The following is a 14,525-nucleotide window of genomic DNA, read 5'->3' as shown; positions in this document are numbered from 1 at the left end:
CCGCCCGCCCGCTCGCCGGGACCAGGTGCCCGGTCCCGGGTCTTGTCGCATCGCCGTGCACAGGTTAGCTTCTTGCCTCACAGCGTATAGAAAGCGCTTTCTACAGGGTGGGGCCGCCGAGCGCGGCCGTACGAAGGGACTGACGTGACACGCAAGACAGTGCGGATCGCCATGAACGGCGTCACCGGGCGCATGGGCTACCGCCAGCACCTCGTACGGTCCATCCTGGCGATCCGCGAACAGGGCGGCCTCGACCTCGGCAGCGGCGAGATCCTGTGGCCCGAGCCCGTCCTCGTCGGCCGCCGTGAGCACGCCCTGCGGGCGATGGCCGAGCAGCACGGCATCGAGGAGTGGTCCACGGACCTGGCGGCCGTCCTCGCCGACGACTCCGTCGACGTCTACTTCGACGCCCAGGTCACCTCGGCCCGCGAGGACGCCCTGAAGCAGGCGATCGCCGCCGGAAAGCACGTCTACACCGAGAAGCCGACCGCCACCGGCACCGAGGGCGCCCTCGAACTCGCCCGCCTCGCCCGGGCCGCCGGGGTCAAGAACGGCGTCGTCCAGGACAAGATCTTCCTCCCCGGCCTGCTCAAGCTGAAGCGCCTCGTCGACGGCGGCTTCTTCGGCGACATCCTCTCCGTCCGGGGCGAGTTCGGCTACTGGGTCTTCGAGGGCGACTGGCAGGCGGCGCAGCGCCCCTCCTGGAACTACCGCTCCGAGGACGGCGGCGGCATCGTCGTCGACATGTTCCCGCACTGGGAGTACGTCCTGCACGAGCTCTTCGGCCGCGTCACCTCGGTCACCGCCCAGGTCGCCACGCACATCCCCGAGCGCTGGGACGAGAACGGCAAGCCCTACCCCGCCACCGCCGACGACTCCGCCTACGGCATCTTCCAGCTCCAGGGCGGCGCGATCGCCCAGATCAACTCCTCCTGGTCCGTCCGCGTCCACCGCGACGAACTGGTCGAGTTCCAGGTCGACGGCACCCACGGCTCCGCCGTCGCGGGCCTGCGCAACTGCCGCGTCCAGCACCGCTCGGCCACCCCCAAGCCGGTCTGGAACCCCGACCTGCCGGTCACGGAGTCCTTCCGCGACCAGTGGCAGGACGTCCCCGACAACGCCGACTTCGACAACGGCTTCAAGGCCCAGTGGGAGCTCTTCCTGCGCCACGTCGCCCTCGACGAGCCCTACACCTGGGACCTCCTGGCGGGCGCCCGCGGCGTCCAGCTCGCCGAGCTCGGCCTCAAGTCCTCCGCCGAGGGCCGCCGCTACGACGTCCCGGAGCTGTCCCTGTGAGCACCGTGCTCCTCCCCCTCGCCGGAGGCGGAATCCACGCCCACACCCCCCGCACCGAGACGTCCTCGTACGTCCCCGGCGGCAGCCCCCTGGTCTCCCGTACGGTCTTCTCCGCAGCCCACGTCGTCGCCGACCCCTGCGCCGACACGAGCCCCGACTCCCCGGCGGCCGTCGACTGGGACGCCACCCTCGCCTTCCGCCGCCACCTGTGGTCGCACGGCCTGGGCGTCGCCGAGGCGATGGACACCGCCCAGCGCGGCATGGGCCTGGACTGGGCGGGCGCGGCGGAACTCATCCGCCGCTCGGCCGCCGAGGCGAAGTCGGTCGACGGCGCGATCGCCTGCGGCGTCGGCACGGACCAACTCCCCCCGGGGGCACACGACCTGGCGACGGTCACGGCCGCGTACGAGCAGCAGCTCGCCCTCGTCGAGTCCACCGGCGCACAGGCCATCCTGATGGCATCGCGCGCCCTGGCGGCGGCGGCCCGTGGCCCCGAGGACTACCTGGCGGCGTACGGGCACCTCCTGCGGCAGGCCACCGAACCCGTGATCCTGCACTGGCTGGGCCCGATGTTCGACCCCGCCCTGGAGGGCTACTGGGGCTCGACCGACCTGGACGCGGCGACCGAGACCTTCCTCCAGGTCATCGCCGCCCACCCCGAGAAGGTCGACGGCATCAAGGTGTCCCTCCTCGACGCCCGGCGCGAGATCGACCTGCGCCGCCGCCTCCCGGAGGGTGTGCGCTGCTACACGGGCGACGACTTCCACTACCCCGAGCTGATCGCGGGCGACGAACACGGCTTCTCCCACGCCCTCCTGGGCATTTTCGACCCGCTGGGCCCACTGGCGGCGGAAGCGGTGCGGGTCCTCGACACGGGGGACCGGGACGGTTTCCGCAAGCTCCTCGACCCGACCGTCGAACTCTCCCGGCACCTCTTCCGGGCCCCCACCCGCTTCTACAAGACAGGCGTCGTCCTCCTCGCCTGGCTGGCGGGCCACCAGTCCCACTTCACGATGGTCGGCGGCCTCCAGTCCGCCCGCTCCCTGCCGCACCTGGCCCGCGCCTACCGACTCGCGGACGGAGTGGGCCTGTTCCCGGACCCCGCCCTTGCCGCGTCCCGTATGCGCTCCCTGCTGACCGTCCACGGAGTACCCCAGTGACGACCCCCGACCCGACCCGCCTCAGCATCAACCAGGAGACCATCAAGCAGTGGTCCCTGGAGGAACTGGCCACCGGCTGCACGGCCGCGGGCATCTCCCACGTCGGCCTGTGGCGGGCCCCCGTCCAGGAGTACGGCGTGGAACGCGCCGCCAAGCTGATGCGCGCCTCCGGCCTGGCCGTCACCAGCTTGTGCCGGGGCGGCTTCCTCACGGCCACCGATCCGGAGCAGCGTGCCGCCGCCCTCGACGACAACCGCCGCGCGATCGACGAGGCGGCCGTCCTGGGCACGGACACCCTTGTCCTGGTCTCCGGCGGACTGCCCGACGGTGAACGGGACTTGACGGCCGCCCGCGAACGCATCGCCGACGCGCTCGCCGTCCTCGCCCCCTACGCGGCCTCCTGCGGCATCCGCCTCGCCATCGAGCCCCTGCACCCGATGTTCGCCTCGGACCGCTGCGTGGTCTCCACCCTGGGCCAGGCCCTGGACCTGGCCGAACGCTTCCCCGCCGACCAGGTCGGGGTGGTCGTGGACACCTATCACATCTGGTGGGACGACCAGGCTCCCGCGCAGATCGCCCGGGCGGGTGCGTCCGGCCGCCTCCACTCCTTCCAGGTGGCGGACTGGATCACTCCGCTTCCGGCGGGTGTCCTGCTCGGCCGGGGCCGGCTCGGTGACGGCAGCATCGACATGCGCGCCTTTCGTGAACTGGTCGATGCGGCGGGCTTCGTGGGGGCGATCGAGGTCGAGATCTTCAACGAGGAGCTCTGGGGGCGTCCCGGGGCGGAGGTCCTTGGGGAGGTCGTGGCCCGCTTTACGGAGCACGTGCTGTGACATCGGGCTGTACGAGTGGGTCCCGCCCCCTTGGTAGTGGTGCTACCGGGGGTGGTCCCGTTTCGGGAGGGTGGACGAGGTCCCGGAGTGGGGTGGGGCCTGGTCGGGTGTGCGGGAGAGATCGCGGGGTGGGGTGGGGTGGGGCCGGGTCGGGTGTGCGGGTGGGGGCGGTGGTTGATGGGCCCGGATCGGGTGTTGTGGGGGCCGTCCTCTTGTCCGGAGTGTGGCGCTTGCGGGGAGCCCGTCAAGGGCGCTCCTTCGTCGCGTCGGCTTCGCCGATGTCGCGTGCGCTCCACCCTTGACTGTCTCCCCTCCAGCGCTGGTTTCGTGGTGCGGAGGACGGCCCAGAAATGGCCCCGGAGGAGGCCGGGAAGTGGCCGTTCGCCGTTGCCGGGTGCGAGTGGGTGGGTGGGGGCGCCGGGAAGTGGTCCGGGTTGCTCGCTGCCCGTCGGTGGGTGGGTGGGGTGTCGGCTAGTGGTGGCGGGTGCGTGCGCCTGATGCCGCCGGTGGGGGTGCGCCGACTTGAATGGGGCTGCCGGTCTGGGTTTCGCGGGTGCGGGCCGTCGTGGGGCCGGTGCACAAGCTGGTGGCTGAGGTGAGTGGGTGGATTCAAAGGAGAAACGACAGGCGTAGGTGTGCTGGGACATATGCATTGGGCGCACATATCGCCACCCGCCCTCCTGTCTCCTGGTGCCCGCCGTGTCTGACGTCTCGGGGGAAGAGGTCGTTCGTCAAAACAGGGGCGGGCGGGGGAGTAGTTGATGGGGTGGCTCGTGCGGCGCGGAAGCGGCCGGGGCGCGGCGGGTCATCGCAGAAGTGGGACACATCTGCGCTCGTGTGTCCCACTTCGCGGCCCACGAGCACCCGCAATTCCAGCGGAGCACAGACAAACGGGGAACACCCTTTGCCCCGCCGTCCCACACCCGTCCCGCATCCGTCACATGTCCGAATGTGCCCGCATACCGGTCCTGCTGTTCGCTCATGTGGTGAAGGCGTCCCAGAAGTAGGACACTTCCGCGTCTATGTGTCCCACTTTCGGAACGCACCCCCCGCGAACCCGCTCTGCGAAGCGCCCTCCCGACCCGCCCACGCGGACCAGGCCCGGCACCGTACAGGCCTCCAGGAGGGTAGGTAGTGATATGTGCGTCCAATGCAGATGTCCCAGCACACCTACGAACACCGATGAGCTGGGAATCCACCCACTCACCTCAGCCACCAGCTTGCGCACCGGCCTAACGGCGGGCCGCACCCGCCGATGTGACGCCCACAGCCCCATTGAGGTCGGCGCACCCCCACCGGCAGCATCAGGCGCACGCACCCGCCACCCATAGCCGACACCCCACCCACCCACCCACCGACGGACACACCCAGTACATCGGCCACTTCCCGGCGCCCCCACCCACCCACTCGCACCCGGCAACGGCGAACGGCCACTTCCCGGCCTCCTCCGGGGCCATTTCTGGGCCGTCCTCCGCACCACGAAACCAGCGCTGGAGGGGAGACAGTCAAGGGTGGAGCGCACGCGACATCGGCGAAGCCGACGCGACGAAGGAGCGCCCTTGACGGGCTCCCCGCAAGCGCCACACTCCGGACAAGAGGACGGCCCCCACAACACCCGATCCGGGCCCATCAATCACCGCCCCCACCCGGGCTACTTCTTGCCGCCTCCCAGCACCTGACCCAGCAGATCACCGAGCCCGCCCCCCGCGCCGGACGCCGCCCCCACCGCCCCGGGGTTCCGCTTCTCCGTGGCCCGCTTCGTCACCACCGCCAGGACCACCGGCAGCGCGATCTCGATCGCCCGCGTCACCGACGCCTCGGGCAGCCCGGTCTTCTTCGCGACAGCACTCGCCACCGGCTTGGCCATCTTGCCGAGCATTCCGGCCATCATTCCGCCGCCGAGCAGACCACCCAGGCCGCCGCCCAGCGTGGCCACGCCCTGGAGCGGCGGATCCGCAGCCTCCGTGAGGGCGGCCCGGACCTCCTCGGCCTCCTCGGGCGAGGCGTTCTCGGCCTTCTCCGTGAGCCCTCCCGCGAAAGCGTCCGCGGTGGACGCGACGACGCCCTGGGCGCCGGCCGCGTCCGTACCGAGCAGTCCGGCGATCTCGGCGAGCTTGTCGTCGCCCAGTTCGTTGAGCACGTCCTTCTGAAACGAGTCGTCGTTCATATCGGAAACGCTACGTCTGCACCCAAATGTCGGCACCTTATGACCACCCGAAGAAAACCCCCCCACCGCCGTACAACCCTTGGCCGCCCTCGCGGGTCTTACGTGACATCAGGGCTTCCGGGGGGAATCTGGGGGGATTCGAGGGAGGCCTGACACGGGGAGGGGGACATCGAAGGGCCCGGTCGACGGACCGGGTCCTTCGACTTCCACGGGGAAGCTGTGCGGGGGAGTTCCCTCGATGCCGCGTCTTCAGGCAGTCAGTCTGCCGCTCCGCACCGCGCCCACGAAGGACGACCGGCCCTCGACGGACAAGCGGGCAAGCGGACGACCGGGCCACGCGCCGCCGGGCCCGTCCCCGGCACGGACGTCCCCGGTGAACCCCACCAGGCGCCTCGCCAGAAGTCCTCCCTTCGAGCAGAAGGCGAACGGTTCACAAGACCCCGGCCCGCGCCCGCCCTAGCATGGGCGCTCCCGGCCCCGACCGCCCGCAGAGGAGTTGACCATGGTGTTCGCCGTTGACCCCGAGGCGTGCGAGAGAACGGCGGATGCGGTGCGTGTCGCGCTGCAACGACGCCCCGACTGGCTCCAGGCCTTCGAGCAGGACTGGCTGAGCGCCGCCGCGGACTTCGACAGCGAGGCCCTGGAGCGCGTGGTCGACAAGTGGTTTCCGTTCGCCTGCGCCTGTGCCACCCCCGGCTACCTGGACGAGGTGGAGCACACCGTCAAGCGGATGACCGAGGGGGACACCGAGGGCATGGTCTTCTTCGACGACGACGGCAACACGTACGACGCCGACAACAGGCCGGTGGACGCCAGGGGACACGGATGAACGACGTGTACGCGATCCGGTACGCCGACCGGGCCGCGCGGTGCAAGGCGACTCTCACGGCACCCCGGGCCGCGTCCCTCGCGGCGCTGGAGAAGCAGTTGGCCCGGAACCCCTTCGGGCCTCCGGCGACCAGCAACCGGGACAACAGTTGGTCCGCCGCCTTCACCGGCGGCTTCGTGACGTACATCGTCTCCAACCGTCACGTCGTGGTGAACGTCGTGGATCTCGTCGCGCTCTGACCCGGGCCCCGGCCCGGACCTTCGTCCACAGCCCCGCACACGTTGTCGGACCCCGGCGGTAGCGTCGTCCCATGTCCAGCACAGGCAGCGCGGCAGGCGCACAGGGCGGTCCGGTCAACAAGGCGGTTCTCGAAGGCGTCCTGGAGCGGATCACGTACGCCAATGAGGAGACCGGTTACACGGTCGGCCGTGTCGACACCGGGCGCGGGTCCGGCACGGGCGACCTGCTGACCGTCGTCGGCGCGCTGCTCGGCGCGCAGCCGGGGGAGTCCCTGCGGATGGAGGGGCGCTGGGGGTCCCATCCGCAGTACGGCAAGCAGTTCACCGTCGACAACTACACGACGGTCCTGCCCGCCACCATCCAGGGGATCAGGCGCTATCTCGGTTCCGGGCTGATCAAGGGCATCGGGCCGGTCATGGCCGACCGGATCACCACCCACTTCGGCGTGGACACCCTCGACATCATCGAGCAGCAGCCGAAGCGGCTGGTGGAAGTGCCGGGGCTCGGGCCGAAGCGGACGAAGATGATCGCCGTCGCCTGGGAGGAGCAGAAGGCCATCAAGGAGGTCATGGTCTTCCTCCAGAGCGTGGGGGTCTCCACCTCCATCGCCGTCCGCATCTACAAGAAGTACGAGGACGCCTCGATCTCCGTCGTGAAGAATCAGCCGTACCGCCTGGCCGCCGACGTCTGGGGCATCGGCTTCCTCACCGCCGACCGCATCGCCCAGGCCGTCGGCATCCCGCACGACAGCCCCGACCGGGTGAAGGCGGGCCTGCAGTACGCCCTGTCCCAGTCCTCCGACCAGGGGCACTGCTTCCTCCCGGAGGAGCGCCTCATCGCCGACTCGGTGAAGCTGCTCCAGGTCGACACCGGGCTGGTCATCGACTGCCTCGCCGAACTGGCCGAGGACCCGGAGGGCGTCGTACGGGAGAAGGTGCCCGGTCCGGAGGGGCCGGGCGGAGAGCCGGTCACCGCCGTGTATCTGGTGCCCTTCCACCGGGCGGAACTCTCCCTCGCCGGGCAGGTGCTGCGCCTGCTGCGCACGGAGGAGGACCGGATGCCCGGCTTCCGGGACGTGGACTGGGGGAGGGCGCTTTCCTGGCTGGCCACGCGGACCGGGGCCTCCCTCGCCTCCGAGCAGGAGGCCGCCGTCAAGCTCGCGCTGACGGAGAAGGTCGCGGTGCTGACCGGCGGCCCCGGCTGCGGGAAGTCGTTCACCGTGCGGTCCGTGGTGGAGCTGGCGCGGGCGAAGCAGGCGAAGGTGGTGCTGGCCGCGCCCACCGGGCGGGCGGCCAAGCGGCTGTCCGAGCTGACGGGGGCCGAGGCGTCCACCGTGCACCGGCTGCTGGAGCTCAAGCCGGGCGGGGACGCGGCGTACGACCGGGACCGGCCGCTGGACGCCGACCTGGTGGTCGTCGACGAGGCGTCCATGCTGGATCTCCTGCTCGCCAACAAGCTGGTCAAGGCGGTGGCACCCGGTGCCCACCTCCTCCTGGTGGGGGACGTGGACCAGTTGCCGTCGGTCGGGGCGGGGGAGGTGCTGCGGGACCTGCTCGCGGCGGGCGGCCCCGTGCCGCACGTGCGGCTCACCCAGATCTTCCGGCAGGCCCAGCAGTCGGGCGTCGTCACCAACGCGCACCGGATCAACTCCGGGGAGCACCCCCTCACCCAGGGCATGAAGGACTTCTTCCTCTTCGTCGAGGACGACACCGAGGAGGCGGGCCGGCTCACCGTGGACGTCGCGGCCCGCCGCATCCCGCAGAAGTTCGGGCTCGATCCCAGGACGGACGTGCAGGTGCTCGCCCCCATGCACCGCGGCGCCACCGGGGCCGGAAACCTCAACGGGCTGCTCCAGCAGGCCGTCACCCCCGCCCGCCCGAACCTCCCCGAGAAGCGGTTCGGCGGCCGCACCTTCCGCGTCGGCGACAAGGTCACCCAGATCCGGAACAACTACGACAAGGGGGAGAACGGCGTCTTCAACGGGACCGTCGGCGTCGTCACCGCGCTGGACCCGGTCGAGCAGACGCTGACCGTGCGTACGGACGAGGACGAGGAGGTCGCGTACGACTTCGACGAACTCGACGAGCTGGCCCACGCGTACGCCGTCACCATCCACCGCTCCCAGGGGAGTGAATATCCGGCCGTGGTGATCCCGGTCACCATGAGCGCCTGGCCCATGCTGCAACGGAACCTCCTGTACACCGCCGTCACCCGGGCCAAGAAGCTGGTCGTCCTTGTCGGCTCCCGCAAGGCCATCGGCCAGGCGGTGCGCACGGTCTCGGCCGGTCGCCGGTGCACCGCGCTGGCCCACCGGCTCGCAGGCGGAACGTACGTGCCGACCCCGCGTCAGTCCTCCCGGTCAATCTCTGCGGGCCATCGGTGGGAAACATCACCCGGGGCTTCCGGAACCGGGGCGAAGGGGGCAGTATGAGCAGGTTGGCGGCACTCAGTGCCGCGAACTGGCCTGTTGGCCGACCCCGAGTGCACTCTGCTGAGCCAAGTGGGGGATGGTAGAGACAGTCAGGGCACCTCGAAGAAGAGGCACTACGTCGGTGAGGGATGACGTGAGCGAGAGCGACAACTCTGTAGTACTGCGGTACGGCGATGGCGAGTACACCTACCCGGTGATCGACAGCACCGTCGGCGACAAGGGCTTCGACATCGGGAAGCTCCGGGCCCAGACAGGACTGGTGACCCTCGACAGCGGCTACGGCAACACCGCCGCCTACAAATCCGCGATTACCTACCTCGACGGCGAGCAGGGCATCCTGCGCTACCGCGGGTACCCGATCGAGCAGCTGGCGGAGCAGAGCAGCTTCCTGGAGACCGCCTACCTGCTGATCAACGGCGAGCTTCCGAAGGACGACGAGCTGTCGACCTTCAAGAACGAGATCACCCAGCACACGCTGCTGCACGAAGACGTCAAGCGCTTCTTCGACGGCTTCCCCCGCGACGCGCACCCGATGGCCATGCTGTCCTCGGTCGTCTCGGCGCTGTCCACCTTCTACCAGGACAGCCACAACCCGTTCGACGAGCAGCAGCGCCACCTGTCGACGATCCGTCTGCTGGCCAAGCTGCCGACGATCGCCGCGTACGCGTACAAGAAGTCGATCGGCCACCCGTTCGTCTACCCGCGCAACGACCTCGGCTACGTCGAGAACTTCCTGCGGATGACCTTCTCGGTGCCCGCGCAGGAGTACGACCTCGACCCGGTCGTCGTCGCCGCGCTGGAGAAGCTGCTCATCCTGCACGCGGACCACGAGCAGAACTGTTCGACCTCCACCGTGCGCCTGGTCGGTTCCTCGCAGGCGAACATGTTCGCCTCGATCTCCGCCGGCATCTCCGCCCTGTGGGGCCCCCTGCACGGCGGCGCGAACGCGTCCGTGCTGGAGATGCTGGAGGCCATCCAGGCCGACGGCGGCGACGTGGACGCCTTCATCCGCAAGGTGAAGAACAAGGAGGACGGCGTCCGCCTGATGGGCTTCGGCCACCGGGTGTACAAGTCCTTCGACCCCCGCGCGAAGATCATCAAGGCTGCGGCGCACGACGTCCTCTCGGCCCTCGGCAAGTCCGACGAGCTGCTGGACATCGCGCTGAAGCTGGAGGAGCACGCGCTCTCCGACGACTACTTCGTCTCGCGCAACCTCTACCCGAACGTGGACTTCTACACGGGTCTGATCTACCGGGCGATGGGCTTCCCCACCGACATGTTCACCGTGCTCTTCGCGATCGGCCGCCTGCCGGGCTGGATCGCGCAGTGGCACGAGATGATCAAGGAGCCGGGTTCGCGCATCGGCCGCCCGCGCCAGATCTACACCGGCGAGGTCCTGCGCGACTTCGTTCCGGTCGAGGGCCGCTGACCTCTTCGCCTCCGGGCCGCGACAGCGAAAAGCGCCCCGCCGCCGATCCCCCCACGGGTCGACGATGCGGGGCGCTTCCCTGTTTCCCGGATCGGATTCCCCCCACGGGATCCCCACCGGGCCGTCTGACGGCTTGCGCCGCCAGAAGTCTCTGGGTCGTGCGTCCTGCTCGGTCCTGCTGTGCGTGCGTACCGCTCGTACGTCCTGCCCCGTGCGCGTCCTGCGTACCGCTGCGGTCCGCCAGGACACGTAACGGACGGGAGGGCCGCTCAAAGCTCCCCGGCGTACGTGTCCCGGCCAACGCTTGCCGGGGACGTCCCCCAAGACATCCCGCGAACGTCCCCCAAGACGTTCTTGGCATCGCTTCTTGGACTCGCGAACCCGGCCAATGGTTACCCCCTCAACACAGTGATCTGCGTCACTCCACCATGCACTGTAGTTGCGACGCGTTCGTGTGTGTTGGTGTACGTCATGTGAAGGTACGGAGCCGGAGGCTGTTTGTCACTACGAAGACGGAAGAGAACGCCATCGCGAATCCCGCGATCATCGGGTTGAGCAGCCCGGCAGCCGCCAGCGGGAGTGCCGCGACGTTGTAGCCGAAGGCCCAGAAGAGGTTGCCCTTGATGGTCGCCAGGGTCCGCCGCGACAGCCGGATCGCGTCCGCCGCGACCCGCAGGTCGCCCCGGACGAGCGTCAGGTCGCCGGCCTCGATCGCCGCGTCCGTGCCGGTGCCCATGGCCAGGCCCAGGTCGGCGGTGGCGAGCGCCGCCGCGTCGTTCACGCCGTCGCCGACCATCGCCACCGTGCGGCCCTCGCCCTGGAGGCGGGCGACCACGGCCGCCTTCTCCTCGGGCAGGACCTCCGCGTACACCTGTGCGGCGTCGATCCCTACCTCTGCGGCCACCGCGTCGGCTGCCCGACGGTTGTCGCCGGTCAGCAGCACCGGTACGAGACCGAGGGCGCGCAGTTCCCGCACCGCCTGGGCGCTGCTCGCCCGCACGGTGTCCGCGACGGTGAGCACTCCGCGCGCCTCGCCGTCCCAGGCCACCGCGACGGCGGTACGCCCCCGGGCCTCGGCGGCGGCCTTCGCGTCGGCCAGCCGCGGCGGCAGCTCGATCGCGGCGTCGGACAGCAGCTTGGTCCGGCCCACGAGGACGGCGTGTCCCTCGACCTCGCCCCGCACGCCGAGCCCGGGGACGTTGGTGAAACCGGAGACGGGCGGGTGGTCCCGGCCCGCGCCGCCCTCCGTGTCCGACGCCGCGGCCACCCGCGCCACCGCCCGCGCGATCGGGTGCTCGGACGCGTGCTCCAGCGCCCCCGCGAGCCGCAGCAGCTCCGCGCGCCCGACCCCGGGGGCCGGGAACACGTCCTTCAGCTCCATCCGGCCGGTGGTCACCGTGCCCGTCTTGTCCAGGACGACGGTGTCCACCCGGCGCGTCGACTCCAGCACCTCGGGCCCCTTGATCAGGATGCCGAGCTGCGCGCCCCGCCCCGTCCCCACCATCAGCGCGGTCGGCGTCGCGAGGCCCAGCGCGCACGGGCACGCGATGATCAGCACCGCCACGGCGGCGGTGAACGCGGCCGTCACGTCGTCCGTGACCAGCAGCCACCCCACCAGGGTGCCCAGCGCGATCAGCAGCACCACCGGCACGAACACGGCCGAGATCCGGTCCGCGAGCCGCTGCACCCGCGCCTTGCCGTTCTGCGCGTCCTCCACGGCCCGCGCCATCCGGGCCAGTTGCGTGCCGGAGCCGACGGAGGTGGCCTCGACGACGATCCGCCCGCCGGCGTTCACCGTCGCCCCGGTGACCTTCTCGCCCGGACCCACGTCCACCGGCACCGATTCACCGGTGAGCATCGAGGCGTCGAGCGCCGCACGGCCCTCGACGACCGTGCCGTCAGTGGCGACCTTCTCCCCGGGCCGTACGACGAACCGGTCGCCCACCGACAGCAGCCGGACCGGAATCCGCACCTCCTGGCTGCCGCGCAGGACGGCGACGTCCGTGGCGCCCAGTTCCATCAGCGCGCGCAGCGCCGCGCCCGCCCTCCGCTTGGAGCGGGCCTCCAGCCAGCGGCCGAGCAGGATGAACACGGTGACCCCGGCGGCCACCTCCAGGTAGACCGCGGACGCCCCGTCCGAGCGGCCCGCCGTCAGGTCGAAGCCGTGCCGCATCCCCGGCATCCCCGCGTCCCCGAGGAACAGCGCCCACAGCGACCAGGCGAAGGCCGCCAGGGTGCCCGTCGAGACGAGGGTGTCCATGGTGGCCGCACCGTGCGTGAGGTTCGTCCAGGCGGCCCGGTGGAAGGGCAGCGCCCCCCACACCACGACCGGCGCGGCCAGCGCCAGGGACAGCCACTGCCAGTTGTCGAACTGGAGGGCGGGGACCATGGACAGGAGGACCACGGGAGCGGCGAGCAGCGCGCAGACGACCAGCCGCTGCCGCAGGGCGAGGAGGTCACGGTCGGCCGGCTGCTCCCGCGCCGCCTCCTCGGGGGCCGGCGCGGCGGGCTCCTCGGCGGTGTACCCCGTCCGTACGACGGTGGCGATCAGGTCCGGCACGCCGACCGCCGCACCGTCGTACGCGATCCGGGCCTTCTCCGTCGCGTAGTTGACGGTGGCGGCCACCCCCTCCATCCGGTTGAGCTTCTTCTCGACGCGGGCCGCGCAGGAGGCGCAGGTCATGCCGCCGATGGCCAGCTCGACGTGCGTGTCCAGAGGGGCGGGCGGGGTGGCGCTGTTCATCGGGGCTCCAGACAGCGGACGGGCCGTACCCGTACCAGTATGGGGAACCGGCGGGTACGGCCCGGCAGGGCGCGGGGGCGGCGGGTCAGCGGGTGCCGACCAGCTCGTACCCGGCCTCGTCGACGGCGGCGCGGACGGCCTCCTCGTCCAGCGGGGCGGCGGAGACCACGGTGACTTCGCCGGTCGAGGCGACCGCCGTGACCGAGGCGACGCCGGAGAGCTCCGAGATCTCGGCCGACACGGCGCCCTCGCAGTGGCCGCAGGTCATGCCCTTGACCTCGTACACCGCGGTGACGGAACCGACCGCCACGTCCGCCGCGCCGGCGGAACCACAGGAACCGGACGGCGAGCAGCAGGAGCCCGAGGCGGCCTGGGGGGTCTCGGCGGCGGGGGTCTGAGCAGTCATGTCGGTGCTCCTCTTCGAAGGACGTACGCGGCACATCCGGGCGGTGTCGCGCGACTGTGGTGCTCAGGGAGGGCGCGGGGCTGCCGTGACTCCCTGACACGGCACACACTATACCCCTAGGGGGTATCAAATCCAGCGTGGCCCGGCGACACGCCGGGCACGGCGACGACCGCCGTCGCCGTCGGCGGCAGAGCGGCGGCCGAAAGCGAGGCGGGCAAGTCGGATCGGTGGCGGTGGCGGTGGCGGTGGCGGAGCCGGGGTCGGAGGCGGCGTCGGAGGCGGACGGAGCCTCAGTGGGTGGGCCGGCCCCGGTGGACGGCCCACTCCCGGGCCAGGATCGACATCCGCGTCGCGTCGGCCCAGCCGTCCCGCTCGTCCCACAGGGCCTCGCGCTCGACCCCCTCGGCGACGAAGCCGACCTTCTCGTAGGCCCGGCGGGCGCGCGGGTTGAAGTCGTAGACGCCGAGCCCGACCCGGTTGAGGCCGAGCACGTCGAAGGCGTACGTCACGATCAGGCGGCAGGCCTCGGTGCCCAGGCCCCGGTCGCGTCCCGCGGGCCCGAGCAGGGTGCGGAAGGAGCAGCTCCGGTTGGCCGGGTCCCACTCGTTCAGGACCACCTCGCCGACGCACGTGCCGGTGGCCCTCTCGACGACCGCCAGGTCGAGCCGGTCGGTCTGCCCGGCGCGGGTCAGGTACCAGGCGCGGGTGCGGTCCACCTCGTCCTCGGTGAAGGCCGGGGAGCCGGTGAAGCGGGCCACCTCCGGGTCCCGGAGCGCCGCCAGCATCGCCGGGAGGTCCCCCTCGGTGAAGGGGCGCAGCAGGGTCCGCCCGCCGGTCAGGGTCGGCTTGACGGAGAGGTCGGCGTGCGGGGCGGCGGTCATGCGGTGATCCTCCGCGCCGCGCGGGAACGGCGGCAAGCGAAATTCGGGGGGAGGAAGGGGGCGGGCCCCGCACCGACGGCCTGGATGCGGCCGGGTGCGGGGCCCGCGGG

The 14,525-nt window shown here is 71.2% G+C and carries 10 protein-coding genes and 1 pseudogene; 7 read left to right on the top strand and 4 right to left on the bottom strand.

Annotated elements, in window-relative coordinates; all coding sequences use genetic code 11:
• Nucleotides 1–144: 144 nt before the first annotated feature.
• The 3 genes from ACZ56L_RS15145 to ACZ56L_RS15135 are packed head-to-tail and all read left to right on the top strand — an operon-like array spanning nt 145 to nt 3,289.
• Complete coding sequence (locus ACZ56L_RS15145; protein WP_468691830.1) at nt 145–1,296, top strand: Gfo/Idh/MocA family protein; 1,152 nt, start codon at nt 145–147, stop codon at nt 1,294–1,296.
• A complete protein-coding gene (locus ACZ56L_RS15140) occupies nt 1,293–2,456 on the top strand; it encodes a dihydrodipicolinate synthase family protein (protein WP_471064303.1) in 1,164 nt (387 codons plus the stop codon). The genes ACZ56L_RS15145 and ACZ56L_RS15140 overlap by 4 nt, the downstream gene beginning before the upstream one ends.
• On the top strand, nt 2,453–3,289 hold the full coding sequence (locus tag ACZ56L_RS15135) for a sugar phosphate isomerase/epimerase family protein (RefSeq protein ID WP_401761261.1): 837 nt from the start codon (nt 2,453–2,455) through the stop codon (nt 3,287–3,289). Before ACZ56L_RS15140 ends, ACZ56L_RS15135 begins: the two co-directional genes overlap by 4 nt.
• A 1,651-nt stretch (nt 3,290–4,940) precedes the next feature.
• On the opposite strand, the gene ACZ56L_RS15130 is transcribed toward ACZ56L_RS15135, so the two are convergent.
• Nucleotides 4,941–5,456, bottom strand: coding sequence for a DUF937 domain-containing protein (locus tag ACZ56L_RS15130; RefSeq protein WP_471064301.1), 516 nt, complete (start codon nt 5,454–5,456; stop codon nt 4,941–4,943).
• Nucleotides 5,457–5,958: 502 nt separating this feature from the next.
• Here ACZ56L_RS15130 and ACZ56L_RS15125 point away from each other — a divergent pair.
• From ACZ56L_RS15125 to ACZ56L_RS15110, 4 genes and pseudogenes are all read left to right on the top strand, one after another.
• A complete protein-coding gene (locus tag ACZ56L_RS15125; protein ID WP_345222833.1) occupies nt 5,959–6,285 on the top strand; it encodes a hypothetical protein in 327 nt (108 codons plus the stop codon).
• Nucleotides 6,282–6,524, top strand: coding sequence for a hypothetical protein (locus tag ACZ56L_RS15120; RefSeq protein ID WP_345222835.1), 243 nt, complete (start codon nt 6,282–6,284; stop codon nt 6,522–6,524). Before ACZ56L_RS15125 ends, ACZ56L_RS15120 begins: the two co-directional genes overlap by 4 nt.
• A 71-nt stretch (nt 6,525–6,595) precedes the next feature.
• Nucleotides 6,596–8,854, top strand: a pseudogene (gene recD2, locus ACZ56L_RS15115) (SF1B family DNA helicase RecD2); the annotation flags it as partial.
• 235 nt (nt 8,855–9,089) lie between these two features.
• On the top strand, nt 9,090–10,385 hold the full coding sequence (locus tag ACZ56L_RS15110; protein ID WP_345222840.1) for a citrate synthase: 1,296 nt from the start codon (nt 9,090–9,092) through the stop codon (nt 10,383–10,385).
• A 469-nt stretch (nt 10,386–10,854) separates the two neighbouring features.
• Here the strand turns inward: ACZ56L_RS15110 and ACZ56L_RS15105 are convergent, their stop codons facing one another.
• The 3 genes from ACZ56L_RS15105 to ACZ56L_RS15095 all read right to left on the bottom strand — a co-directional run bounded on the left by ACZ56L_RS15105 (nt 10,855) and on the right by ACZ56L_RS15095 (nt 14,415).
• Entirely contained in the window at nt 10,855–13,128 is a 2,274-nt protein-coding gene (locus ACZ56L_RS15105) for a heavy metal translocating P-type ATPase (protein ID WP_471064298.1), read from the bottom strand.
• Nucleotides 13,129–13,213: 85 nt separating this feature from the next.
• Nucleotides 13,214–13,534, bottom strand: a complete 321-nt coding sequence (locus ACZ56L_RS15100) for a heavy-metal-associated domain-containing protein (RefSeq protein WP_345222845.1) — start codon at nt 13,532–13,534, stop codon at nt 13,214–13,216.
• 290 nt (nt 13,535–13,824) lie between these two features.
• A complete protein-coding gene (locus tag ACZ56L_RS15095; RefSeq protein WP_471064295.1) occupies nt 13,825–14,415 on the bottom strand; it encodes a GNAT family N-acetyltransferase in 591 nt (196 codons plus the stop codon).
• Between the last annotated feature and the right edge of the window lie 110 nt (nt 14,416–14,525).

The sequence above is a fragment of the Streptomyces sp. NPDC039736 genome (assembly GCF_055596485.1).
This window is presented reverse-complemented; position numbering and strand designations above follow the sequence as displayed.

Excerpts from the sequence above, each read along its gene's own strand:
- ACZ56L_RS15120 (WP_345222835.1), top strand. The coding sequence starts at position 6,282 with ATGAACGACGTGTACGCGATCCGGTACGCCGACCGGGCCGCGCGGTGC.
- ACZ56L_RS15105 (WP_471064298.1), bottom strand. The coding sequence starts at position 13,128 with ATGAACAGCGCCACCCCGCCCGCCCCTCTGGACACGCACGTCGAGCTG.
- ACZ56L_RS15095 (WP_471064295.1), bottom strand. The coding sequence starts at position 14,415 with ATGACCGCCGCCCCGCACGCCGACCTCTCCGTCAAGCCGACCCTGACC.
- ACZ56L_RS15130 (WP_471064301.1), bottom strand. The coding sequence starts at position 5,456 with ATGAACGACGACTCGTTTCAGAAGGACGTGCTCAACGAACTGGGCGAC.
- ACZ56L_RS15100 (WP_345222845.1), bottom strand. The coding sequence starts at position 13,534 with ATGACTGCTCAGACCCCCGCCGCCGAGACCCCCCAGGCCGCCTCGGGC.
- ACZ56L_RS15125 (WP_345222833.1), top strand. The coding sequence starts at position 5,959 with ATGGTGTTCGCCGTTGACCCCGAGGCGTGCGAGAGAACGGCGGATGCG.